The organism is Exiguobacterium sp. EA-TM-5 (assembly GCF_053878415.1).
The window spans coordinates 1,322,792-1,348,450 of record NZ_CM132670.1 but is presented as its reverse complement, the minus strand read 5'-3'; the positions used below and the strand labels follow the sequence as shown (position 1 = coordinate 1,348,450).

Annotated in this window: 24 protein-coding genes; 2 read left to right on the top strand and 22 right to left on the bottom strand. The window is 45.5% G+C overall.

Features of this window, described 5'->3' with window-relative positions:
- Positions 1-2: 2 nt before the first annotated feature.
- The 7 genes from pheS to infC all read right to left on the bottom strand — a co-directional run bounded on the left by pheS (position 3) and on the right by infC (position 4,939).
- Positions 3-1,025: a phenylalanine--tRNA ligase subunit alpha gene (pheS, locus tag ACV3PA_RS06920; RefSeq protein WP_053454014.1), complete on the bottom strand. Its 1,023-nt coding sequence runs from the start codon at positions 1,023-1,025 to the stop codon at positions 3-5.
- A gap of 308 nt (positions 1,026-1,333) precedes the next feature.
- The gene (locus tag ACV3PA_RS06915) at positions 1,334-2,086 is read right to left on the bottom strand and encodes a TrmH family RNA methyltransferase (RefSeq protein ID WP_053454015.1); all 753 of its coding nucleotides are present in this window, start codon (positions 2,084-2,086) and stop codon (positions 1,334-1,336) included.
- Between the two features lie 8 nt (positions 2,087-2,094).
- A complete protein-coding gene (locus tag ACV3PA_RS06910; protein WP_053454016.1) occupies positions 2,095-3,177 on the bottom strand; it encodes a M42 family metallopeptidase in 1,083 nt (360 codons plus the stop codon).
- A gap of 12 nt (positions 3,178-3,189) precedes the next feature.
- Positions 3,190-3,672: a dUTP diphosphatase gene (locus ACV3PA_RS06905; protein ID WP_053454017.1), complete on the bottom strand. Its 483-nt coding sequence runs from the start codon at positions 3,670-3,672 to the stop codon at positions 3,190-3,192.
- Positions 3,673-3,789: 117 nt separating this feature from the next.
- On the bottom strand, positions 3,790-4,149 hold the full coding sequence (gene rplT, locus ACV3PA_RS06900) for a 50S ribosomal protein L20 (RefSeq protein ID WP_012371057.1): 360 nt from the start codon (positions 4,147-4,149) through the stop codon (positions 3,790-3,792).
- A 37-nt stretch (positions 4,150-4,186) separates the two neighbouring features.
- Complete coding sequence (gene rpmI, locus ACV3PA_RS06895) at positions 4,187-4,381, bottom strand: 50S ribosomal protein L35 (RefSeq protein ID WP_023469015.1); 195 nt, start codon at positions 4,379-4,381, stop codon at positions 4,187-4,189.
- A gap of 27 nt (positions 4,382-4,408) precedes the next feature.
- Complete coding sequence (gene infC / locus ACV3PA_RS06890) at positions 4,409-4,939, bottom strand: translation initiation factor IF-3 (RefSeq protein ID WP_035406328.1); 531 nt, start codon at positions 4,937-4,939, stop codon at positions 4,409-4,411.
- A gap of 434 nt (positions 4,940-5,373) precedes the next feature.
- Between infC and ACV3PA_RS06885 the strand changes: the two genes are divergently transcribed.
- On the top strand, positions 5,374-6,843 hold the full coding sequence (locus ACV3PA_RS06885) for a catalase (protein WP_053454018.1): 1,470 nt from the start codon (positions 5,374-5,376) through the stop codon (positions 6,841-6,843).
- Between the two features lie 48 nt (positions 6,844-6,891).
- On the opposite strand, the gene ACV3PA_RS06880 is transcribed toward ACV3PA_RS06885, so the two are convergent.
- The 13 genes from ACV3PA_RS06880 to ACV3PA_RS06820 form a co-directional block, all read right to left on the bottom strand.
- Complete coding sequence (locus tag ACV3PA_RS06880) at positions 6,892-8,097, bottom strand: glycoside hydrolase family protein (RefSeq protein ID WP_053454019.1); 1,206 nt, start codon at positions 8,095-8,097, stop codon at positions 6,892-6,894.
- Positions 8,098-8,297: 200 nt separating this feature from the next.
- Positions 8,298-10,238: a threonine--tRNA ligase gene (thrS, locus tag ACV3PA_RS06875; RefSeq protein ID WP_456125869.1), complete on the bottom strand. Its 1,941-nt coding sequence runs from the start codon at positions 10,236-10,238 to the stop codon at positions 8,298-8,300.
- A 312-nt stretch (positions 10,239-10,550) separates the two neighbouring features.
- Complete coding sequence (dnaI, locus tag ACV3PA_RS06870; protein ID WP_053454021.1) at positions 10,551-11,468, bottom strand: primosomal protein DnaI; 918 nt, start codon at positions 11,466-11,468, stop codon at positions 10,551-10,553.
- A gap of 12 nt (positions 11,469-11,480) precedes the next feature.
- Positions 11,481-12,842, bottom strand: a complete 1,362-nt coding sequence (locus ACV3PA_RS06865) for a replication initiation and membrane attachment family protein (RefSeq protein WP_238237530.1) — start codon at positions 12,840-12,842, stop codon at positions 11,481-11,483.
- 66 nt (positions 12,843-12,908) lie between these two features.
- Positions 12,909-13,391: a transcriptional regulator NrdR gene (gene nrdR, locus ACV3PA_RS06860; protein WP_053454023.1), complete on the bottom strand. Its 483-nt coding sequence runs from the start codon at positions 13,389-13,391 to the stop codon at positions 12,909-12,911.
- 13 nt (positions 13,392-13,404) lie between these two features.
- Positions 13,405-13,773 carry a hypothetical protein gene (locus tag ACV3PA_RS06855; RefSeq protein ID WP_053454024.1) on the bottom strand — a complete coding sequence of 123 codons (369 nt, stop codon included), beginning with the start codon at positions 13,771-13,773 and terminating at the stop codon, positions 13,405-13,407.
- A gap of 107 nt (positions 13,774-13,880) precedes the next feature.
- Complete coding sequence (gene speD / locus ACV3PA_RS06850; protein WP_023469024.1) at positions 13,881-14,267, bottom strand: adenosylmethionine decarboxylase; 387 nt, start codon at positions 14,265-14,267, stop codon at positions 13,881-13,883.
- Between the two features lie 258 nt (positions 14,268-14,525).
- Positions 14,526-15,569 carry a glyceraldehyde-3-phosphate dehydrogenase gene (locus ACV3PA_RS06845; RefSeq protein WP_053454025.1) on the bottom strand — a complete coding sequence of 348 codons (1,044 nt, stop codon included), beginning with the start codon at positions 15,567-15,569 and terminating at the stop codon, positions 14,526-14,528.
- Between the two features lie 145 nt (positions 15,570-15,714).
- Positions 15,715-16,308 carry a dephospho-CoA kinase gene (coaE, locus tag ACV3PA_RS06840; protein WP_053454026.1) on the bottom strand — a complete coding sequence of 198 codons (594 nt, stop codon included), beginning with the start codon at positions 16,306-16,308 and terminating at the stop codon, positions 15,715-15,717.
- A complete protein-coding gene (gene mutM, locus ACV3PA_RS06835; RefSeq protein ID WP_053454027.1) occupies positions 16,305-17,135 on the bottom strand; it encodes a DNA-formamidopyrimidine glycosylase in 831 nt (276 codons plus the stop codon). Before mutM ends, coaE begins: the two co-directional genes overlap by 4 nt.
- Positions 17,136-17,151: 16 nt before the next feature.
- On the bottom strand, positions 17,152-19,749 hold the full coding sequence (polA, locus tag ACV3PA_RS06830; protein ID WP_053454028.1) for a DNA polymerase I: 2,598 nt from the start codon (positions 19,747-19,749) through the stop codon (positions 17,152-17,154).
- Between the two features lie 212 nt (positions 19,750-19,961).
- On the bottom strand, positions 19,962-21,695 hold the full coding sequence (gene pnpS, locus ACV3PA_RS06825; protein WP_053454029.1) for a two-component system histidine kinase PnpS: 1,734 nt from the start codon (positions 21,693-21,695) through the stop codon (positions 19,962-19,964).
- The gene (locus ACV3PA_RS06820; protein ID WP_456125868.1) at positions 21,692-22,411 is read right to left on the bottom strand and encodes a response regulator; all 720 of its coding nucleotides are present in this window, start codon (positions 22,409-22,411) and stop codon (positions 21,692-21,694) included. Before ACV3PA_RS06820 ends, pnpS begins: the two co-directional genes overlap by 4 nt.
- Positions 22,412-22,624: 213 nt before the next feature.
- Here ACV3PA_RS06820 and ACV3PA_RS06815 point away from each other — a divergent pair, with 213 nt between their 5' ends.
- The gene (locus ACV3PA_RS06815) at positions 22,625-23,050 is read left to right on the top strand and encodes a divergent PAP2 family protein (RefSeq protein ID WP_053454030.1); all 426 of its coding nucleotides are present in this window, start codon (positions 22,625-22,627) and stop codon (positions 23,048-23,050) included.
- A 59-nt stretch (positions 23,051-23,109) separates the two neighbouring features.
- On the opposite strand, the gene ACV3PA_RS06810 is transcribed toward ACV3PA_RS06815, so the two are convergent.
- Together ACV3PA_RS06810 and mdh are read right to left on the bottom strand one after the other, a co-directional pair.
- Entirely contained in the window at positions 23,110-24,249 is a 1,140-nt protein-coding gene (locus ACV3PA_RS06810; RefSeq protein ID WP_053454031.1) for a zinc-dependent alcohol dehydrogenase, read from the bottom strand.
- Between the two features lie 454 nt (positions 24,250-24,703).
- Positions 24,704-25,642 carry a malate dehydrogenase gene (gene mdh, locus ACV3PA_RS06805; RefSeq protein ID WP_053454032.1) on the bottom strand — a complete coding sequence of 313 codons (939 nt, stop codon included), beginning with the start codon at positions 25,640-25,642 and terminating at the stop codon, positions 24,704-24,706.
- Between the last annotated feature and the right edge of the window lie 17 nt (positions 25,643-25,659).

Sequence of the window (25,659 nt, the reverse complement as noted above, 5' to 3'; positions counted from 1 at the left end):
CCTTAAAACTGTTCGCTGAAGCGAACGTCATTCGTATAGAAGTGGCGAATATCATCGACACCATATTTCAACATGGCAATCCGTTCAATTCCCATACCGAAAGCGAATCCTGACATTTTCGTACTATCGTACTCTGCCATTTCAAGAACGTGCGGATGAACCATTCCGGCTCCCAAAATTTCAATCCAGCCTGTTTGCTTACAGATGTTACATCCCTTACCGCCACACTTGAAACAAGAGACGTCGACTTCGACTGAAGGCTCCGTGAACGGGAAGAAACTTGGACGCAAGCGGACTTCACGTGCTTCACCGAACATCTGCTTCGCAAATGCTTCAAGCGTTCCTTTTAAATCTGCCATCGAAATCGATTCTCCAACGACAAGTCCTTCGACCTGCATGAATTGGTGAGAGTGCGTCGCATCATCTTCATCTCGGCGATACACTTTACCTGGGCAAAGAATGCGGATCGGTTCTCCTTTGGAAGCAAGCATCGTCCGGGCTTGAACTGGCGACGTATGTGTCCGCATCAAAATTTCTTCCGTAATGTAGAATGAGTCCTGCATATCACGTGCCGGGTGATCCTTCGGTAAATTCAACATCTCGAAATTGAAAAGGTCTTGCTCGACTTCTGGTCCTTCAGCAATCGTATAACCAAGTCCGACGAAAATGTCTTCGATTTCATCTGTCACTTGTTGTAGCAAATGTGCATGACCGACTTTTTTCGGACGTCCTGGTAACGTGACGTCAATCGCTTCTGTTGCGAGTTTCGCATCCATTTCCTGTTGCTTAACAGCTGTCAAACGTTGTTCGAGTTGCTCTTGGATTGCTTGACGGACTGTATTTGCGATTTCACCGACGACTGGTCGTTCTTCCGCTGATAACTTCCCCATTCCTCGTAGTACTTCTGTGATGGGTCCCTTTTTTCCAAGGTATTTGACTCGAACATCGTTGAGTTCTTTTTGTGTTGTTGCTTGATTGACTAATGCCACTGCTTCATCGCGTAACGCTTCTAATTGCTCGCGCATCTTTCCCACTCCTTTAATTGATGACATAAAAAAACGTCCCTCCGGCAAATGCCGAAGGGACGATGTAAACACCGTGGTACCACCCTTGTTTGACTTTCCAAACGAAAAGTCCTCCAATTGCGCGATAACGGGCGCATCCCGTCACGATCTCTCGTGCGACTCCGGAGTGAATTCGGTTAGCAGATTCACGAAGCAGTTTTCAGTCTACGACCGCTTCTCCCTGATTGAATCGTTCCCTAACGTACTCTGTTCCATCAACGTCCATGATGTATTCCTGATGTTCACTTTAGCACGAACGCCTGTCGGTTTCAATCCACGCTTGCAAAATGATAAAGCAAGATTCCTGCTGCTACTGCCGCATTCAATGACTCTGCTTTACCACGGATCGGGATGTAGGCACGTTCATCACAGTAAGAAAGTAACTCTGGTGAAACACCTTGTCCTTCATTTCCAATGATTAAACCAAGTGCATCCATTGGTGCGATCGTTTGATAAGACGTCGCTCCTTCTAATGCTGTTCCGATCACTGCAATACCTTGTTCATGCAAGGCATTGACCGCTTCTTCGAGTGGCATCGTGATGACAGGCAGATGGAACAACGACCCTTGTGTCGCACGGATGACTTTTCCGTTATACACGTCAACTGTTCCCGGTCCAACGATGACACCATCGAATCCAGCAGCGTCAGCTGTCCGAATCATCGTTCCAACGTTTCCTGGATCTTGAAGACGATCAAGTAACAAATAACGCCCACGTTCCAGTTGTGCCGAAGCTTGTTTCATTTCACAGACGGCAAAGATACCTTGCGACGTCTCTGTCTCAGCCAGTACTTTGATGACAGCTTCATCGATTGTAAAGACATCGGCATTTCGTTTCCATGAACCTGGTACTTGATATGATTCTCGAACGATTACTTCTTTGATGATTCCAGCGCGAACCGCCTCTTCAACTAGGTGTTCCCCTTCAATCAAAAAGCGGTTCGTCTGCAAACGTCCTTTTTTCGTTAAGAGTTTTTTCCATTGTTTAACGATTTCGTTCTTTGCTGATGCGATGTGCTTCATTTTTATAATTACCCCTCGTAGATCGCTTGGACTGTCTCAGCATCAAGGCGTTTCGTGACAGCGACGACTAAATCGACCGCTGCTTCGAAATCGGCTTTATGCATGATCGAGACGTTCGTATGCAAGTAGCGAATCGGCACTGTCAATGCAAGTGATGGAACACCTGTATTAGACAAGTGGAACTTCGCTGCATCCGTTCCGCCACCTGGCGTTAAGTCCAGTTGATACTTGATATTTTCTTCTGTTGCGACTTTCGTCACGAAATCGATCAATCCACGATGCGCGATCATTGTTGCGTCGAACATGATGACTTGAACACCTTCACCGAGTTTCGACAATGCCTCGCGATCCGTCATTCCTGGTGTATCGCCAGGAATACCTGTATCGACTGCAAACGCAATCGATGGTTTGAGCATATGTGCGACGGTTTGAGCACCGCGCAATCCGACTTCTTCTTGGACTGTCGCTCCTGCGAAAATCGTGTTTGGATGCCCGTCTGCTTTTAAGCGTTTAATTGCCTCAATGGCGATGGCGCAACCAATCCGGTTGTCCCATGCTTTTGCCATCAAGAAATTCTCATTTTTCATCACAGTAAATTCGCAATGTGGAACGACCGTATCACCCGGACGAATTCCCCAACCGTCGACTTCTTCTTTAGAGGAAGCACCGATATCGATGAACATGTCCTTGATGTCGACCGGCTTATTGCGCGCTTCCGGTGGTAAAACATGAGGTGGTTTTGCGCCGATTACACCTGGAATGACTTCACCAGATGACGTCACAATATTCATACGCTGTGCCAAGAGGACCTGCCCCCACCAACCACCGAGTGGCTGGAAACGAAGAAATCCTTTTTCATCGATCTTCGTAACCATGAATCCGACTTCATCCATGTGAGCAGCAATCAAAACGCGTGGTGCATCTTCGCCTGCGCCTTTATGTTCCGCAAACAGACTTCCGAGACCATCTTGATGAAACGCTTCTGCATGGGGTTCCAAATATTCACGCATGAGGCTCCGGACTTCCTTTTCGTTTCCCGGTACACCTGTTGCGTCCGTAAGACGTTTTAGCATATGTAATTGTTCATTCATCTGATTTCCTCCTTAGTAACCGTTGTCTTGTCGCACATGGTTTGCTTCATTTTTAGAAATGTAAGCCTTGAAAATCATATCCTGTGTAAAGCCTAGTGTAGCACCTAAGGCGAGGTATGCACCAATCAGAACATCATAACTTTGTTCCGTTCGCGAAATCGCGAAGACGTTCGTTTTGTTATAGACATCTAAAAAGGCATCTGTTGCCGTCAAATAAAAATCACCTTCTGCAAAATGATTCTTCTTGTACTCAAGTGCTAGACCTAGTGAGAGTAGAAAATGGACGCCATCGACATATTCCTCAAGAATTGTGACTTGAGCGGATGGTCCCTTCTTCGACCAGAACTTGAAGCAACGTGTCTCATTCGCAAGTTCACCGAGTTCGACCAATAAGGCGAGCAACCGCTCGTCGAATTGATTGCCTGTCAATTGATGTTCTGACTGAATCCGTTTATCCAACTGTTCTTGCATCTCAAAAAGTGTCAACCAATCCATCTTTAATTCTCCTTCTATCTAAAAAAATCATATGACCGTCTATCGACGTGCCCTCTTATTTTATCATTAAATCGAAAAAAACGTCGGAGAATTAAATTCCCCGACGAATTGTAGAACTTAAGCGTTCAATTTTGCTTTTGCTGTGTCAGCAAGTGAAGCAAATGCAGTTGCATCTGTAACTGCGAGGTCAGCGAGCATCTTACGGTTAACGTCGATACCTGCTAATTTAAGACCATGCATCATGCGGCTGTAAGAAAGACCGTTGATACGTGCTGCCGCATTGATCCGAGTGATCCAGAGGCGACGGAAGTCACGTTTCTTTTGACGACGGTCACGGTAAGCGTACATGAGAGATTTCATGACTTGCTGTTTCGCAACCTTGAAGAGTGTATGTTTCGAGCCGTAGTAGCCCTTAGCTAATTTGAGTTGTTTTTTACGACGTTGACGAGTCGTATATCCGCCTTTTACGCGTGGCATATAAATTCCCTCCTAAATCTGTATACGATTGGATAAATTACTTCGCGATCATGTGACGGATGCGTTTGAAGTCACCCGTAGATACCATGCTAGCTTTACGTAATTTACGTTTCGCTTTTGTTGATTTGTTACCGAACAAGTGGCTTGTGTAAGCACGACCACGTTTCAATTTGCCAGAAGCAGTACGTTTGAAACGTTTAGAAGCACCGCGGTGCGATTTCATTTTAGGCATGAGAGATTCCCTCCTACTTCGATTCGATTAGTCTTCTTTCTTAGGAGCAAGCACGAGGAACATGCTGCGTCCTTCCATCTTCGGTCTCTGTTCCACAACACCGAACTCACTTAAATCCGTTGCGAGGCGTTCGAGAACGCGTCTACCGATTTCCGAGTGAGTGATGGCACGACCGCGGAAACGAATACTCGCTTTCACTTTGTTACCATTCTCCAAGAATTTCTTCGCATTACGGAATTTCGTTTGGAAGTCGTTCTCCTCGATTGTCGGGCTAAGACGAACTTCTTTCATCTGAATCACTTTCTGATTCTTCCGAGTTTCTTTGTCCTTCTTTTGCATCTCGAAACGGTATTTACCGTAGTCCATGATCTTACAAACTGGCGGCGTCGCTTGTGGAGCGACCATGACGAGGTCAAGTTCCGCTTCCTCAGCGAGACGTAACGCTTCGTTGCGTGATTGGACACCTAGTTGAGCACCATCCGCTCCGATAAGACGAACTTCTCGGGCACGGATGCTTTCATTGATTAACAGATCTTTGCTAATGGTTAGCACCTCCATCGTGCATTGCACGAAAAATGAATGATAGAAAACGCTATAAAAAAAGCGTCGGCAGTTTTTCCCGCCCACACTCATAAGGAACGCCAAGGCACAGCATTCGCTATACATTGCGTATCTTCATGATGAACCAGTACGAGTTATCGTACATGGTGAGAAGCGGGATGCTTCTGCTTTGTTGTCATTTCACTTTGCTATCATAGCACTTGTTTTCCCGTGATGTCAAGCCGCTTTCTATGTTCTTACTGAACGTTGCTCACATACTTGATTATAATAGCAATCCTTTGGCGGATAAGCAAGAAGTTTCTAACCTGTTTTTCACGGGTACATTCATAATGTGCAAAAAAAGATTCAGAACATTCGCAAGCAAAACTGTTTATTTAGAATGATTATTGTTTTATAATTAATTTAATCTTACATAAAGGGGAGAATAACAGATGAATGAAAAACGATTAACGACCAATCAAGGTGTACCAATCGGTGACAATCAGAATTCACGTACGGCTGGACGTCGTGGACCGACATTGTTAGAAGACTATCAATTAATTGAAAAGATGGCCCATTTCGACCGGGAACGTGTACCTGAGCGTGTCGTACATGCTCGTGGATTCGGTGCTCACGGTGTCTTCACTGTCAAAAATTCGATGAAAAAGTACACGAAAGCAGCGTTTTTACAAGAAGAAGGTACGGAAGTTCCTGTCTTCGCCCGCTTCTCGACTGTTATTCACGGCACACACTCTCCAGAGACGTTACGTGACCCACGCGGTTTCTCTGTTAAGTTCTATACAGAAGAAGGAAACTGGGATTTTGTCGGGAACAACCTTCCTGTCTTCTTTATTCGTGACGCAATGAAGTTTCCGGATATGGTCCATTCACTCAAACCAGATCCACGCACGAATATTCAAGATCCTGACCGTTATTGGGATTTCATGACGCTTCGTCCAGAATCGACGAACATGCTCATGCATCTCTTTACGGATGAAGGGATTCCTGCAAGCTACCGTAAAATGCGTGGTTCTTCCGTCCACTCATTCAAATGGGTGAATGCTCATGGTAATACGGTTTATGTGAAACTACGCTGGGTACCAAAAGCTGGTGTTCATAATCTCTCAGCTGAAGAAGCAACAGAGATTCAAGGAAAAGATTTCAACCATGCTTCAAACGATACATTCCAAGCGATTGAAGATGGCGATTACCCGGAATGGGATCTGTTTGTACAGGTACTCGATCCGGCTGACGTCGATCAGTTCGATTTCGATCCGCTCGATGCGACAAAAGATTGGTTCGAAGATGTCATCCCATTCCAACACGTCGGTACAATGACATTGAACAAAAATGTCGATAACTACTTTGCTGAAACGGAATCAGTTGGTTTTAACCCAGGTGTCTTGATTCCAGGTATGTTGCCATCTGAAGATAAGTTATTACAAGGTCGCTTGTTCTCTTACTCAGATACACAACGCTATCGTATTGGTACGAACTACCAACAACTTCCGATCAACTGTCCGTTTGCACAAGTGAACAACTACCAACGTGACGGTGCAATGCCGGTTGGTCAGCAAACGAGTCCGGTCAACTATGAACCGAACCGTTATCAAGAAGAACCAAAAGAAACACCAGAGTACACGGAAGAAAATCAACCGTTGCTTGATGATAAACATGGTCGTCTCGAAATCGAGAAGACGAACAACTTCGGTCAAGCCGGCGAAGTCTACCGCCGGATGACGGAAGAAGAGCAAGCGGCTCTCTTGAAAAACCTCGTTAATGATCTCGAGCAAGTGCGCCATGAGAACACGGTTTTACTTGCGATTTGTAACTTCTATCGCGCCGATGCTTCACTCGGTCAGAAGCTATCAGAAGCACTTCAAGTCGATATCGAACCATTCTTGCAACAAATGCGTTCATAATTACAAAACAAGCACCCTTGACTTCTGTCTTGGGTGCTTGTTTTTAGTTTAATATGAAACGAAGTCATACCGCTCGGCTGTTGCATACGTATATTCATTCAACTTCGTGAACAAAACAATTTTTCCTAACCCAACATCTTTGACACTATTTTGTTGCATGTATTGTTTCTCTGTTTCCGTAAAGGTATTGTAAATCGGTGCATATCCGTCACTTTGGAATGGTTGCATCTGAATGGCACGATCGGCGTTTTCGAATGTATTATAGCGAATCGTCCCGCCAATGATACCTCGACCTAAAATCGTCATCGCCTTTCCATCAGCCCGGTGTACATCTCGAATCGTATTGTTGATGACAGTTGGATTTTTCCAGTTCATCATCGAAATGGCATAATCCTTCGTTTTTTCGATTAAGTTGTTTTCGATCCGGATATTCGTGTGTAAACGATTCTCTGTATATTGATGTGTTCCGATGGCGACATTGATATTGGAAAAGATATTATTACGAATTGTAATATCCGTATTCGGAGTACCATCTTGGACAGACCACTTCCACGGAAAACCCTTCGTGATTGGATCCGGTGTATCTAAGTTGATCGATTCGTTTGGTCCCGTATTCGCTATCATCGTCGCATCCACGAACTTCATATTTTCAATCGTCGCGTTTTTCGTCGCATCTAACTCCATCGCATGTGATCCTTTTTGATTACGGACCGTGATGCCACCGATGTATAAGTTTTGGTTATGCGCGATCGCAAAGGCAGATCCTCGTGAAAAACCGTTTAGGTCAATCTGGGCATTTCCCTTTCCGATGATCCGTGCATTCTTTGTACCATTATATTTCGACATTTTTGTATTTAGACGTAACACAGATGGTGCCACTAGATCAAAAACACTCGTCGTCGCGCTGATTTTCGACGTCCCCGTTTCAGATGTCTTTTTGATGATGACCCCATCTTCTAAAATGACTGTCGTATTCGATGGAATCCCGACACGTAGAGGGGAAAGATATGTTCCTTTTGATAAAATAAGCGTACCTCCCCCTTCTTTTTCAAGTCTTTCTAAATAAGAACGCATCGTATAGTGATTCCGGGTTTTCGCATTGTATGTCGTGTACTTTCGAATTAAAGGATCAATCGCTTCCGTTTTAGGTGTAATGCGATATGTCTTTTTAGTTGTAGCTGCTTTTGGCTGTTCAACGGAACATCCCATGAACAAGATTGAAGCAGCAAGCGTAAGCGGTAGTGTTCGTTTCAATGTCATACTTCCTTTCCACATCGTAAAACAAATTTATCCATTTCCCATTACATTCTAATCGTTTTCCAAATAAAAATAAATATTTCCATCTTCTTTTTTTTAAAACTAACTCTCTCTTCTTTATCGGATAAACTGCATTTGATTTAAAGGACATACAAAAAACCGATCATCCCATAAAGTGGACAACCGGTTATATTTCATTATTTTGAACGGTTTGCGATTTCTTGCTCTAAATCTGCAACGAATTGTTCGAGTGATGCATTACTCGAATCTTTTGAACCGTAGCGACGAATGTTGACTTCGCGTGCTTCTACTTCTTTGTCACCTAAAACGAGCATGACCGGTACTTTATTGACTTGTGCTTCACGGATACGATAACCGAGTTTCTCGTCACGGAAATCTGTTTCGACGCGGATTCCCTTTTTCAACAGGATCGCTTTGATTTCACGGGCATAGTCTTCATGAACACCAGAAACCGGAATCAATTTCACCTGAACGGGTGCGAGCCATGTTGGGAACGCTCCTTTGTATTCTTCAATCAAGTAAGCAACGAATCGTTCCATTGTTGATACTACACCTCGGTGTAAGACGACTGGACGGTGATCTTGTCCGTCGTTACCTTTGTATGTCAATTCGAATCGCTCTGGTAAGAGGAAGTCGAGTTGAACTGTTGAGAGCGTCTCATCTTTGCCAAGTGCTGTTCGAACTTGAACGTCAAGCTTCGGTCCGTAGAATGCGGCTTCGCCTTCTGCTTCGAAGTATTCGAGTTCGAGCTCATCCATTGTTTCTTTCAGCTCACGCTGCGCCATTTCCCAAATTGCATCGTTATCGAAGTACTTCTCTTTATCCGCTGGGTCACGATACGAAAGACGGAACTTGTAATCTGTAATCCCGAAGTCGGCATAGACTTCTTGAATGAGATGAACGATTGCTTTGAACTCGTCTTTCATTTGGTCAGGACGGACGAACGTGTGCCCATCGTTGAGAACCATGTAACGAACACGTTGGAGTCCAGTTAAGGCACCAGACATCTCATACCGGTGCATGCCACCAAGCTCAGCGACACGAAGCGGTAAATCACGGTACGAACGTGGTTCATTCTTGTAGACCATCATATGGTGCGGACAGTTCATTGGACGAAGAACGAGTTCTTCGTTATCCATCTCCATTTTCGGGAACATGTCATCTTGATAATGATCCCAATGACCCGATGTTTTGTACAAATCAACTGAACCAAGAACTGGTGTGTAGACATGCTCATAGCCAAGTTCGAGTTCTTTATCAACGATATAACGCTCGACTGTCCGACGGATGGCTGCCCCTTTTGGTAACCACATTGGGAGTCCTTGACCAACTTCTTGAGAAGTGAAGAATAAGCCAAGTTCTTTACCGAGCTTACGGTGATCGCGCTCTTTCGCTTCAGCGAGGAAGTGGAGATGTTGTTTCAACTGATCTTTTGTTGCCCATGCTGTACCGTAAATCCGTTGAAGCATCTTGTTTTTTGAATCACCACGCCAGTAAGCACCAGCAATGCTCATCAATTTGAAGACTTGTAACTTCGCTGTTGCTGGCACATGTGGTCCACGGCAGAGATCGAAGAATTCGCCTTGACGGTAAATTGTCAAATCCTGATCAGCAGGAATCGATTCGATCAATTCAACTTTCAACGGATCGTTGAGTTCTTTATAAATCGCGAGTGCTTCGTCACGTGAGACGACTTCGCGTTCGATCGACAAGTTCTCACCCGCGATTTTGTTCATCATCTTCTCGATTTCCGGAAGATCTTCTTCAGTTAGACGACGTTCCATATCGATATCGTAGTAGAAACCATTCTCGATTGTCGGTCCGATCCCGAGATGAATCGTTTCATCTGGGTACAGGCGTTTGATTGCTTGTGCCATCAAGTGAGCCGATGAGTGACGAATCAAGTCGAGACCTTCTTCTGAATCCGGCATGATCAATTCGATTGTGCCATCCTCTTCGATTGGACGACGGTAATCGATTACGTGTCCATTTAGTTTTGCAGCAAATGCTTTTTTACGAAGTCCTGGGCTGATTGAAGCCGCAACCTCTTCCGCTGTCGTGCCGGCTGCGAATTCCTTTACAGCGCCATCTGGAAATGTAAGTGCGATGTTTGACATGACTGTTTCCCCCTTATACAAAATAAAAAAGACTCATCCCTAAAAAAGGGACGAGTCTTAATCTCGTGGTACCACCCTCGTTCCCGCACCAGATGCTGGTTCGGCTCGAACACGCGTTAACGGGCGTGAGGCGCAAACGGATTAGCCCCGTTCGTGCTATGAGGGAGTAAAGACATGAATGATTCCATGAGAAGCTTCCACCATTCTTCTCTCGCTAGTTTGGTTCATTTCATTCTTCGTATCCTCAATCGTTGCATCGTCTATTGACGTGTCATTAGTATAACGAATTCGCTACTTCCTTGACAAGGAAAATTAGTAGCGCCGTCGATTTTCACCGAGGAACTCGATCGGTTGTGTTGTCGTCCGAATTCGTTCCATCAGTCGTGCAGCCTTTAACTTATCCCCTTGATCATTCGTAATTCCAAAATGAAGTTCCAATTCATCATAAGACAAGTTTGAGCTGAATAACGTCGGCAGACGATGCATCATCCGGTACTGTAAGATGATCCCGAATAATTCATCTCGTACCCACGGACTGATCGACTCCGCACCGATATCATCAATTAATAAGACCGGAATCGTTTGGAATCCTTCAAGGAACGTATCAAACGAGTCGGAGCGAATCCGTCGTTTCGCCTCGGCAACAAACCCTGGGGCATGAACGAGAATCGTCGCAATTCGTTCTTTTTTCAAAGCATTTCCGATCGCAGCTAAGAGATACGTTTTCCCAACACCAAAGCTCCCGTGTAGATAGAGTCCCTTCACTTGCTCTTTTGAGCGCAGATGATTCAGGAACTGAGAAGCTGCACGTAAGGCAAGCTTCCGATCCGTCGTCGATAAGTCAAAATCACTAAAGTTCGCATCGCGTACTTCGTCCGGAAGGAACAGGCTCTTGAATTTTTTCTCAAGTGCGCGTTCATCCTCTCGGTCTTTGAGCGCTTGCGATTTCTCATACGAAACGACGATCTGTCCTTTTTCGACATGTAGGATCGGCTGATAGCCTTCGATAACGGCTTTATTTTCAATCAGTCGATTGCCATCCATCTGCTCTGCGTATTCATTCAGTTTGAGCATACCACGCTCGATCATCCGTTGATCGATTTCCGGATGAGTCCTTAAAAACATGACGACACCTGGATGCGATAACACTCGTTGTTGAATCGCTCGAACCGATTCTGCGACGTCTGGTCGGCTTAATATTTTTTCGATAGATGATTGGATATGTTCCATGTCCCGACTCCTTTAGTTCCCCTTCAGTTCCCGTAAGATCCGTTCCATCTCTTCATCGTCCGGAACATCTGCTTCGAAACTCGCTTTTTTAGATGCTTCATATTGCTGTTGTTTCGCTTTTTCTTCTTGTAGCCACTTTGGATTTGGACCACCGTTTGTATTACTCGTTCGTCCTCGACGTCCACCAACGGTCTGACGCGAACGTTCTTGTTTTTGCTCCTGCTTCTTCGCAATCAAGTCATCCTGCTCCTGTGTCTTCGCTAGTGCTTCGGACGCTGTTACGTATCCTTTTTGTTTCCAATCATCGACGATTGATAAAAGGAAATTTTTACTGAAGCGATTATCCTTTTTGACGACAAGGGCATAGTAGTACGCGGCGTTGACGATCCCAGACGACATCTCATAATCAATGATCAATTGCTGGATCAACTCTTCATCTCGCTCAGATAATGCTTTGACCTTTCGCAACTTCGCGACATAGTGCTTCGGGTGAGTGCTTTCCATCGTCTCCGTCGCTTCGATGTCTCCAACTTCGACCGAATCTTGTGAAGCGACTTTCGCCTTCTTCTCTCGACTGAGCTTTTGTTTCGCTGATAACATCATCTGTTTACAGCGTTCTTGTTTCTCAGCATCGGTCATCGGCAGATACGCTTCGTGCCGGAAACGGGCATTCAACAGTTCCGCCATCAGTGCTTCATTCGACTGGGTGACATAGGCAAGCTTAACAAGCAGATGATCGATTGCCTTTGAATAAAATGTTCGCGGTAGGAAACGATCCGTTTGTCGCTTCATCTCTTCTAGGTCAAACGAATAATCAAATTCATACACTGCGCGCTCTTGTTTCGCATAGGCTTTTGGCTGATGCGCGGAAGCAAGACCTGCTTTCACATCGAATACTTGATCAAACCGGACCGTCCGGTCGACGATATTCTTCGGAAGCGGCTCCGTCCGGAAACGATGCTGCAAGGACCGGAAACGAATTTCACCAACGCGATAAAAGAGCAGACTCGATAACACTCCGTCATTTAAAAAAGTATTCGGCGCGAGTGGTACCCGGATTTGATAGATATAGCGATACGCTGCTTGGCGTGCTTCAAACGTCCGAATCAACCCGATGCCTTCTAGCTTGAATAGCTCTTCCTTGAACTCATCGACAGAAAAACCAAGTAACGTTCCAAGTTCCGCATGAGAGATATATTGGGATTTCGTTTTCCCCGGAATCATCTCGCTCCAAAACGTTTGATACAGTCCAAGCGCTTTGACACCAATGATCGGTTGGTACAAATAATATAAAGATTGATAGGCTTCACGGTCGACGACTCCATTGCTCATCACTAAGCAAAGATCGGTACCGGAAAGTTCACGTTCTACCATCTGACTCGTCCTTTCCTTAGGGAGAAAAAGAGAGGTACGCTGACCGGACAGGCGACCTCTCTTCTATCACGTTAAATTCTCACGGTCATTTTCCTGATGACGCTCCATTAGTTCAGAGAGCTCTTGGAAAAAGACATTGATGTCCTTGAATTGTTTATAAACACTCGCAAAGCGGACGTATGCCACTTCGTCGACCGATGCTAGCTCATTTAATACAAGACGCCCGACTTGTTCACTTGGAATCTCGTGCTGAGCTGTCGCCCGTAATGCCTTTTCGACTCGACTGACGACTGTTTCCAGCTGTTCAATTGAAATCGGGCGTTTTTCACAGGCACGCACGAGTCCCCGTAAAATTTTCTCACGATTGAACTCATCGCGTGTTCCGTCTTTCTTTACGATGATTAAAGGGGTCTGCTCGACCATTTCGAATGTCGTAAAGCGATAGCCGCAAGACTCACATTCTCGTCTTCTACGAATCGAACCAAAATCCTGGACCGGTCTTGAATCCAGTACTTTTGTTCCGTTAAAATTACAGGCTGGACAGCGCATGCCGTACCTCCGTTCACGTGATTTCTTTTGTTCCAATCATTTTCAATCGATAGCCTGCATCAAGTGACGCATAGATGCGCTCGATGTGTTTCTCGAGATCAGGCCCGAGGAGGCTTTCCCGGTGTAAGAATAGATCGACCGCTGTTCTGCCGCCTGCTACCATGATAACAGTCGCGAGTCCATCGACTTCTTTTAACGTAAAGGCTAATTCTCCACGTCCCGCGTCAACACGACGAACCGTTCCGCCATCTTGTTTTAAGATATTTTCTAAACCAGCAAACAACATCTCGACTGTTGCTGCGTAATAATGCGTGCGTAAGTTTTCATTTTTATGTGTATCGGATGTCTCTAGCTGTTTTTGCAACCGTTCTTTCAGTCCCATGGTCATCCTCTTTTCTTTGTTTCTTCTACTATTAAGAATAACAGACGTCAGACATATTAAAAAGCCCTCGTCTGAACGACGAGGGCTTGACGAATTCGTGTGTATTGTCAGTTGACGTGCTGGACAGTAGCCGCTGGAACTTGAACAGGTCCCATACCACGTGGAATTTCGACATTTTCACGGATTTTCGCATCAAGCTTTTCAGCAATGTAGTTCGCTGCGATGGCTGGATCGATCCGATCCCCACAAGTAAAGACATCAACCGATGCATACCCGTGCTCTGGGAAACTGTGAATCGTCAAGTGCGATTCAGAGATAATGACGACGCCACTGACGCCGTGTGGTGCAAACTTGTGGAATGCTACTTCTCGTACTTCTGCACCTGCTTGAAGTGCTGCGTCAACGAAAAGTCGTTCAACGAATTCCATGTCGTTCAATTTTTCAGGATTACAATCCCAAAGTTCTGCAATAATGTGTCTTCCCATAGTATCCATTTGTGGATCCCCCCTACATTCAATGGTCTTCAAAGTAGTTGATCACTTACTTTGCGCCTGAGTCGTTCGCACCCACGGGGGAAAGTTAGTCCAGAGAGGTCCTAACCCTTTAAGCTGCGATTGCCAGACCGATTGAAGTTCACGATTTGAATTATAGCGAGTATCAAAAAGATACACAAGGATAAATTTCAAAAATTAATACATTTCTAGAAAAAAAACGGGACAGACCCCGTCGTTACTGGAATCTGCCCGCTTCAATTAATTCAGTTCAAGTTCTTTTTCAACCGTTCCCATTGCTTCAAGATGCGCAGAAACGAGGTGAACAAGATCGACGACACGGCAAGAATAACCCCACTCATTATCGTACCAAGCAAGGACCTTCACCTGACGACCGCCCATGACCATCGTTGAAAGTCCATCAACGACCGTTGAACGTTCTTCTCCGTTAAAGTCGATTGAGACGAGCGGTTCCATCGTCATCCCAAGGATTCCTTCGAGCGCACCGTCTGCTGCTTTCGTAAAGGCTTCGTTCACTTCAGCTACCGTCGTATCACGACTGACTTCGACGACAAGGTCAACGAGTGAAACGTTCGGTGTCGGAACACGAAGCGCGAGTCCATTCAATTTTCCCTCTAAATGCGGCAAGACGAGCGAAATCGCTTTTGCTGCACCCGTCGATGTTGGAATGATGGATGATCCACACGCACGAGCGCGACGTAAATCCTTATGTGGATTATCAATATTATTTTGATCGTTCGTAAACGCGTGAACCGTCGTTACGAGACCTGATTCAATCCCAAAAGCTCGGTCGATGACTTGAACGACGGGTGCGAGACAATTCGTCGTACAAGACGCGTTTGAGACGATAGCATCTGTTTCATGATCATACATGTCATCATTGACACCCATGACGATCGTCCGGACATCTCCTTTAGCAGGTGCCGTAATAACGACCTTTTTCGCCCCTGCTACTAAATGTTTTGCAGCACCCGTATCCGAATTGAACTTTCCTGTCGCTTCAACGACGATATCGATGCCGAGTTCCCCCCACGGCAACAGTTCAGGATTACGTTCACTGACGATTTGAATCTCTTTTCCGTCAACCATCAACGCCCCATCGATGATGTCGACCGGATAATTGAATTTCCCGTGTACCGTGTCGTACTTGATTAAATGTGCGAGCGTTTCGACTGGATAACTCGCATTGATTGCTACGACTTCGCTTTTCCCCTCAGCGATCAGACGTCGAAAGACCATTCGACCAATTCGACCAAAACCATTGACTGCCACCTTGACTCCCATGTGCGGATCCCCCTTCAATGTGACGGATGTAGCTCCGTTTACAGATAGAACTATATCACGAAATGTAAGCGATTTCATTATGTTCTCTAAAAAAAGTGAGAGAAGATGGAAACTTCTCTCACTTCACGGTTTTTCTATTCCGTTATCACGTGTCTTGTTCATCATATCGTACTAACCACTCATCGATTTGGTGGTATAACGAATCGAGACTACCGTCATTGAAGAGCACATCATCTGCAAGCTCTTTTTTCTGTTCGATACTTAGTTGTGCATGAATACGTGCATACGCTTCTGTTTCTGATAAATCATTACGTTGCATCAGTCGTCTTAACTGCATGTCTTCTGGACAATAGACGACGACGACTCGTTCGAACAAGTTTCGCCAATCCCCTTCGAGCAATAACGGAATATCAAATACGATGAGTGCATGTCCTGAACGTTCATAGGCATCTGCTTCATCGAGCATCTGTTGTCGGATGCTAGGATGCATCAACTGATTCAGCTGTTGTCGTTTTTCACTATCCTGAAAAATGATTTGTCCGAGCTTTGGACGGACAAGAAGTCCTTCTTCGAACGCTTCCGGGAATGCCTGCTTGACCGCATCATAGGCTCGACCTCCTGGTTCCACGACTTCTCGCGCAACGAGATCCGCATCGATGACCGCTATTCCTTTTTGTTTCAGATAGCTAGAAACCGTACTTTTGCCGGTTGCGATACTCCCTGTCAGACCGACTCTCATAAGGCGACCTGTTGACACGTCGGACAGAAATGTGTTCCCCGTCCACCAACTTTGATTTTTTCGATGGCTGTACCGCAACGAGGACATGGTTCTCCTTTTTGACCATATACCGCAAGTTGAAGCTGGAATTCACCTTTTCCTGACGGTGAAACATAACTTCGAATCGTGCTTCCGCCCGCTTCCACTGCTTGTCGTAAGACGTCAACACCCGCTTGATGAATGCGCGAGATATCGTCAAGTGTCAAAGCACCGGCTTTCGTCAACGGATGAACGCGTGCTGCGTGAAGTGTCTCATCGACATAAATGTTACCGAGACCAAGGAAGATCGATTGGTCGAGCAATGCCGTTTTGATTGGACTTCTTTTTTTACGAATTAAATTCTCCGCCAACACCTCTGCTGTGAACTCCGGATCAAACGGTTCACGCTCTAGTTGCGCTAATGGAGCAGTCTGCATCGCTGTTTCCTTATCACGCAACTCCATCGTTCCGAACTTCCGGACGTCATTATAGTGCAGTTCTGAACCATCCGTGAAACGGAAGACGACATGGGTATGTTTATCCCGCTCGACTGGTTGCGGATACGGGAAGTACTTCCCTTCCATTCGCAAATGACTGACGAGATAAAAACGATCGAAATCAAAGAGTAGGAACTTTCCGCGCCGTTCGACGCGTTCGATCCGTTCTTGATGTAAGGCATCTGCAAATGGCGCCACTTCCATCCCCCGAATCATCTTCGGATGATAGACTTTGACGGAAGAGACTGTTTTTCCAGAGACCGCACGTTCTAAACTGCGGCGAACGGTCTCGACTTCAGGTAATTCAGGCACGTCTATTCCTCCTTGCTTACTTCGTTTCGTACCACGTATGGCCTGCGCCACCATCAACGCGAAGCGGTACGGATAATTCGACGGTCTGCTCCATCGCTTGTTTGACAAGCGCTTGTAAAGCGTCGAGCTCTTCGTCTGGTGCTTCAAAAATCAATTCATCGTGTACTTGCAACAACAGGCGTGCTTTTAGATCCGATGCTTGTAAGGCAGCATGAACATCAAGCATCGCTTTTTTAATGATATCTGCAGCCGAACCTTGAATCGGCGTATTGATCGCCGTACGTTCGGCAAAACCGCGTAAGTTAAAGTTTTTCGAATTGATATCCGGAATATTACGGCGACGGTTCATCAACGTTTCGACGAATCCATTCGCTCGTGCCGTCTCGATCGCTGTATCCATGAACTGTTTGATTTGCGGGAACAGCTCGAAATAACGATCGATGAACGATTGTGCTTCCTTACGCGTGATGTTCAAGTTTTGTGACAGTCCATAATCGCTGATTCCATAAATGATTCCGAAGTTGACAGCTTTCGCCTGACGCCGCATGTTTCCTGTGACATCTTCCGGTTCAACACCAAAGACGCTACTTGCCGTCTGGGTATGGATGTCCTCATCATGTAAGAACGCATCGACAAGCGTCTGATCCTGCGACATATCCGCCATGACACGTAATTCGATTTGTGAATAATCGGCAGCGTACAGTGACCAGCCTGTCTCACTTGGAACGAAGGCTTTTCGAATCTTTCGTCCTTCTTCGATCCGAATCGGGATATTCTGAAGGTTCGGATTGACCGAACTTAAACGGCCGGTCTGGGCAATCGTCTGAGCAAAACGGGTATGAATCTTTCCATCTTCCTTGATGACTTTTTGTAATCCTTCGACATACGTCGACTGTAATTTTTGGAGCTCCCGGTATAACATGATATGATCGATGACCGGATGCAGTGGACGCAATTTTTCAAGGACGTCTGCGGCAGTCGAGTAACCGGTCTTTGTTTTCTTGAAAGCAGGCAGTTCGAGCTTTTCAAACAAAATCACACCGAGTTGTTTCGGTGAATTGATATTGAACGACTCACCGGCCGCCTCAAAGACCAATGTCTCAAGTTCCGTTAAACGCCCGGCCAGATCCGCTTGCATCTCTTGAAGCGTCGCGACGTCGACACGAATCCCTGTCCACTCCATCTCAGCGAGAACACCGGATAGTGGACGCTCTAACGTTTCATACAACTCATACTGCTGATTCGCCTTCAACTCTTCCCGGACTTTCGGGAACAATAATTCGATCATCCGTGCTTTTTCTGCAAGATAGGGGTGTAGCGTTTCATCATCTGGTGCCAGACGTTTCGCCCCCTTACCAAGTACCGCTTCCTCGTTCGGCGCCATTAAAGCATAGTGACCAGCAATTGAAGCGAGCGTCGTCCCGCCACTTAAGTTCAATAAGTAACCAGCTAATAACAGATCCTCGTACCCATTCAACGTCAAGCCATGTTTACGCAATGCGAATGCAACTTGTTTGGCATCGAGACAAATTTTCCGGTGTTCCGATTCGATCCACTGGCGGAATGCCGCATCCTCGACGAGTGTTGGCGCAGCAACATAGATTGTCTCTGGCGTCGCGATCGCAAACCCGATGATGTCTTCTTCCATATAATCTTCTCGAAGCTGTTCCGCAACCAATACGGCATCGGTGACACCTTCAGGAAGTGACGTGATCGTCACGACGTTCAACTGCTCTTTATCTTCTTCTTTGACGACCGGCGCAAACCGATTCGTCAACGACTTGAAGCCAAGCGACTGGAACAATGAATAAGGCACTTGTGTATCGATATCACGAATTTGCAAATCATCTAGCGTCGTCTCAAGCGGGACATCGATCTTGATCGTCGCGAGTTCTTTCGAGAGTCGCGCTAACTCCTCGTTCGCGATGACTTTTTCCTTCTGCTTCCCTTTTAAGTCCTCGACGTGCTCATACAGCCCCTCAACAGAACCGTATGCCGAAATTAATTTAACCGCCGTCTTTTCACCAATCCCAGGAATCCCCGGAATATTATCTGACTTATCCCCCATTAACCCCTTCAGATCAATCATTTGAATCGGTTTAAGACCACCGTATGTCTCAGCGAACAGTTCCTCAGTCATGCACTGGACGTCTGTGATGCCACGCTTCGTGATCAAGACTTCGACTTTATCCGTGACGAGTTGAAGTAAATCCTTATCACCCGTGACGATCCGCGTCCGATCCGTCGGCATCGTCCGTGCGAGCGTTCCGATTAAATCATCTGCCTCATAGCGATGGAGTTCCATCATTTGAATGCCGAGCGCTTCGCAGATGTCCCGAACGATTGGAAATTGCTCACGTAGTTCGGACGGTGTCTTTTCCCGACTTCCTTTATACTCCTGATAGACATCATGACGGAACGTTTCACTCGAAGCATCGAAGGCAACGAGCATATGGGTTGGTTGTTCTTCCTCGAGCAACTTCAATAACATCATCGTAAAGCCGTAAGCTGCATTCGTATTTCGTCCTTGCGCATCCGTCATTGGTGGTAATGCGAAAAACGCCCGATAGGTCAACGAGTTCCCATCAATCAATAGCAATTTATTTTCCATCATCTACGCCCCTTTAATCGATTTTCTGTTCCTATTGTATCACTCTGCACACATTTGTTCGCTAAAAACGACCAAAAAAAGACGATTGACTCACGAAGAGTCAATCGCCAAGGGCATGACGACATGGGAGCTGATCCAGTCGCCATACAGATGATGAAGAAGGTACTTTCATCATAAGATACGTCTATTAAGGAAATGTGAATCTACTGTGAAATTCAGCCATGTTTTGGTAAACGAATCGTAAACGTCGTTCCTTGCTGTTCCGCCGATTCGATTTCGATCTCACCGTGGTGAAGGTCGACGATGTGCTTCACGATGGCAAGTCCAAGACCGGTACCTCCGGAATTACGGCTGCGCGCCTTATCGACGCGATAGAAACGTTCGAAAATGCGTTGTGTTTCCTTCGGATGGATACCGATTCCGTCATCTTTAATGATGAGTTGAACAGACTCTTCTCCATCTTCAAGTTGAATCCACACGTTTCCACCGTTCGGTGTGTAATTCAATGCATTTGCGACCAAGTTGACGACAACTTGTTTTAAACGATTCAAATCCGCTCGAATGAAGACTTCATCTTCTGTTTCGATATGAATCGTCATCTCTTTTTCTGTCGCTCGTCGATGCAAAAGTGCTGCCGTTTCACGAACAAGACTCGTCACATCAACAATGGCCGTCTCAAGCTGATAATTATCTTGTTCCAGACGCGAGAGTTCGAGTAAATCTTCCACCAAGGACTGCATCCGTTCGGATTCATCGTGAATGATTCGTAAAAACTGTTCTCGGATTTCCGGAACATCTTGCGCACCATCAAGTAATGTCTCGGCAAATCCTTTGATGGAAGTGAGCGGTGTCTTCAATTCATGACTGACATTCGCAACGAAATCTTTGCGCATCTGCTCCAGCTTTTTAATTTCCGTGATATCGTTGAAAACAACGGTCGTTCCTTGCACGCGGCCATTTTTATCAAAAATCGGAGCGGCACTAACCATAAACGTTCGACTATTAATACCAAATCGGACACTCGATTGTTTCCGGTTCGGTTTTTCGGTCAAATAAACGTCTTCAATTACTTGGCTCATCTTCTCATTTGGAAGCACGCGGTAATACAATTTCCCACTAGATGGTTCATGAATGTTGAACATCTCCCGGTAGGTGCGATTGACGAGGAGAACGTAGCCTTTCTCATCAATCAGCATGAGACCTGCTCCCATATATTCAATCAACGATTCAAGACGCGCCCTTTGCATCGCTTCACCAGACGATGCATTCTCAAGATTACGTGCTAATAAATTGATCGAACGTCCTAAATCACGTGATTCATCCGGTGCCGCTAACTCATAGACACGTGATTTGTAGTTTCCATGGGACAGTTCATGCAAAACATCTGTCGCTTCAGCAATTGGACGTAAAAATCGTTTCGTCGACCGATAGATCGTTAAGAATATAATTACTAACGAGGCGAGCAGGGACAATATAATGACTGTCCAAATCCGAGAATAGATGACATTCAAGTCTTTGGCGTAACGAATGAAGCTGACGTATACTTCTCCTCCATTCGAAGTTGGCACAGGTTTTGTAAATTGGACCACACTATCATCTGTCTTCGATTCAAATGTCCCCTCATCAGGAATAGCTGAGAAATTAACTGTCGCTACCTTTACTTTCGTGACGTCGACCGGTGTACCGGCAATGATTTCCCCGCGTCCATTAAATAAAATCATGTCGAAATTCGATTCGGCGTACAATTGATTCACATACTCGGCCATCTCAGAAACATCACGCCCCTGTAAGATCGTCTCGACAAGAGACGTTTCATCCATCAGCTTCTCTTTTTCATTTTGAACATAAAACTCTTTAAAGGATTGTCCCAGTAGAAAACCGAGCGCAATCAGTACGAGACTGATGAATGAGAACATTTTGAAGATGAAACGCTTTCGATACTTACTCATTCTGGTTTCGGCTCTTCCATCTTGTAACCTAAACCACGAATCGTTTTAATATAAATCGGTTTTTTCGTATTCGGTTCGATTTTTTCCCGGACGTGACTAATATGGACATCTACAATACGCGTATCGCCAACAAAGTCATAGTTCCAGATCGCAGATAGTAACTGATCGCGAGTCAAAACGCGTCCTTTATTCTTTGCAAGATAAACAAGTAACTCAAATTCTTTTGGTGTGAGCTCAAGCCGCTCTTCCGCCTTAAAAGCTTCATAATTATCCGGAACGATTTTGACGTCGCCAATTAAAATTGTACCGTCCGTCACTTCTTCTGGAGAGGATACTTGATGACTCATCCGTCGTAAAATCGCCTTTACGCGAGCAACAACTTCACGCGGGCTGAACGGTTTTGTCAAATAGTCGTCAGCACCGAGTTCAAGACCGAGGACTTTATCGAACTCATCATCTTTTGCCGTCAACATCAAGATGGGTGTATTGATTTTTTGCTGGCGAAGACGTTTACATACTTCAAGACCATCGAGCTCCGGTAGCATCAAATCTAGGACGATCAATGCAGCATCTTGTTTTTCCGCTAATTTTAAACCAGACATCCCATCATGTGCTGTTTCTACAATGAAACCGGCTTGTTCTAAGTTAAACTTCAACAACGTTGCAATCGACAATTCATCATCTACCACGATAATTTTATCTTTCAAACCTTGCATCCCCCTCAAGTTTGCTTCTTTTCGAATGAGGAATTCCGTGGAATCCGCTTCGTCTGTCTTCATCTTAACGACTTTTAATGGAAAACCACAAATCTTTCTGCGATTTCTTTACATAATCTTTAAAGGAGTACACGGATTCCTCCTGTTGATTCGTGTAAAACGTTCGAAAATGGGGAATCATTAGATATCGTTAACTTGTAGGAGGTCAAATGTATGGAATGGAATCATCCCCTTTTTGCAGCCATCACAGCATGGTTCATCGCTCAAGCAGCGAAGCTCGTCACAAGTCTAGTACGGACACGGAAATTTGATTTAGAAATCATGTTCGCTTCCGGTGGTATGCCTAGTTCACATAGCTCGACTGTCGTCGCGTTAGCTGTCGTCATCGGTTTTCAGGAAGGATTCTCTTCCTCTATTTTTGCGCTTGCCGCCGTCTTTGCAACGATCATTATGTATGATGCGACTGGTGTCCGACAAGCAGTTGGTGTTCAAGCAAAATTGCTTAATGACTACTTCAAAGGGATTCGTCACGAGACTCCTCTTTTGAATGAACTCGTTGGTCATACTGAGTTTCAAGTATTCGTTGGTCTCCTACTCGGACTAGCTGTCGGTTTCCTATGGCCCATCTTCTTCTTTTAATTCCACGATATACAACAGCCCATCCAAAAATCGGATGGGCTGTTTGCGTATGAGATAGACTATGGTTTTAAGACGACCTTGATACATCCATCTGTCCGATCATTAAATGTTTGATAGGCAGAAGCAGCATCATCAAGTGCGACTCGATGCGTCACGATATCTGTTGGATCAAATTCTTTGTTGATGATTTTTTGAAACAGTTCCGGCATCAAATGGACGACGGGTGCTTGTCCCATTTTCAGCGTAATATTTCGAGTAAAGAAATCACCAAGCGGGAATTGATTATATTTTTTAGCGTAGACGCCCGTCAACTGTACGGTACCAAATTTCCGGACAGCATCCTTTGCAATATCGATGGCACTTAACGTTCCACCTTGCAGACCAATCTTTTGTTCAATTTTTTCTACAGGGGACATTTTTCCGTCAAAACCGACGCAATCAATGACGACATCTGCCCCACCTTGCGTCAACTCTTTGATATACGCACCACTTTCTGCGTGATCTGAGAAGTTTACCGTCTCGACTTTATTCGTGACTTTAGCATGATTTAATCGATACACTTGATCATCTACCGCAATGACTCGTTTTGCCCCTTGCATCCATGCAAATTTTTGTGTCATCAGTCCAACCGGTCCTGATCCGAGTACAACGACCGTATCTCCTTTTTTCACACCTGCATGTAAGACACTCCAATACGCCGTAGGTAAAACGTCAGATAAGAACAATAACGCCTCATCTTCTAGTTCACATGATTCAGGAATCACGAGTGGCATGAAATTCCCGAACGGAACTTTTAAATATTCCGCCTGACCACCAGGATGTCCACCAAACTCTTCTGTGAAACCGAAATACCCACCTGTATCGACATGGGGATTTCCGTTCGAGTTATCGCATTGACTTTCCATATCATGTTCACAAAAGAAACAGTGACCACAAGCAACGTTAAATGGTAACACAACGCGGTCTCCTCGCTTGACCTTCGTCACACCTGGTCCCACTTCTTCAACGATGCCCATCGGTTCATGACCAATGACATAGTCTTTGTGAGCCGGCATATTCCCTTGATAGATGTGTAAGTCTGAACCACAAATGGCAGTCGATGTGATTTTGACGATAATGTCATCGTTTTTTTCAATCGATGGATCCTTTACTTGCTTGACTTGGACATTTTTTGTTCCTTGGTATGTTACGGCGCGCATGTAAAATCCCCCTTAGTGGAATAGAATGACGTACCTTTATCCTTACCCTAATACTAGCATTTTCTCTACATGTTTATTAAAATTGGAACTTTTCTCCTACGTGTATCGTATGCTATAAAATAAGTCATTATACGTTATTAACCCATGAATGAAAGGAGATACTCGCGTGGCACGCTGTACCGTTTGTCGTCAATCCTGGTCTGCTCGAACAATCTATCGTTTGATGTGGTCTGCTCACGGATTACCTTGCCCATACTGTCAGAATCCGCAACACCTACATATGGAACATCAAGGTTATTTTGTAAGGATCGGTTATTTGATTCCTTGGCTGACGTTCCTTCTCATACTGGTCTGTCCTTGGTATGCCAAATTGTCACACCATGCTTCCCCCTATCGGTTATGAGAAGACGAAAAAGACGAACCTGTCGCAAAGGACAGGTTCGTCTTTTTAAATTCAGGATTTTAATAAGTCGAGTACCGAACGGACGGTAGATGCAGATCGGTTCAGTGCTTCTTGTTCATCAGTAGTTAGCTCGAGTTCATACACATGCTCGACACCGTTCCCGCCAAGAATGACGGGTACACCGAAGTACATATCGTTGTATCCATATTCGCCTTCGAGATAAGCGATTGCTGGAAGAATACGTCGCTGGTCTTTTAAAATCGCTTCAACCATTTCAGCGATTGCCGCTGCCGGTGCATAATATGCAGAACCGTTTCCGAGTAACTGAACGATTTCACCGCCCCCTTTACGGGTCCGATTGACGATCGCATCCAGTCGCTCCTTCGATACGAGCTTCTCGATTGGGATTCCCCCCGCCTGAGAATAGCGCAGTAGTGGTACCATGTCATCTCCGTGTCCACCGAGCACGAATCCTGATACGTCCTTCACAGAAACGTTAAGTTCTTCTGCTAGGAACGTTCGAAAACGCGCCGTATCGAGGACTCCCGATTGACCGATAACACGCTCCTTCGGAAAACCAGATGCTTGATAGACTGCATACGTCATCGCATCAACCGGATTCGTCAAGACGATGATGATTGATCCCGGTGCGTAAGTGACGATTTCCTTCGTCACAGCTGTCATGACAGCGGCATTCGTACTTACAAGGTCTTCACGGCTCATACCCGGCTTTCGAGCAATGCCGGCAGTGATGACGACGATATCCGCGCCTTTAATGTCTGCATAATCCGATGTCCCTGTTACCGAAGCATCAAATCCGAGGATCGGCGCCGCCTCTTGCATATCGAGCGCCTTTCCTTTCGTCGGATCCTCTTGCTCTGGTCGGTCGACGAGGACGATATCCCCTAACTCTTGCTGGGCAAGATAGAGTGCCGTCGTCGCGCCCGTAAAGCCACTTCCTATGACTGCGATCTTCTTCCGTCTGTTCATCGACTCATTCCTCCTGA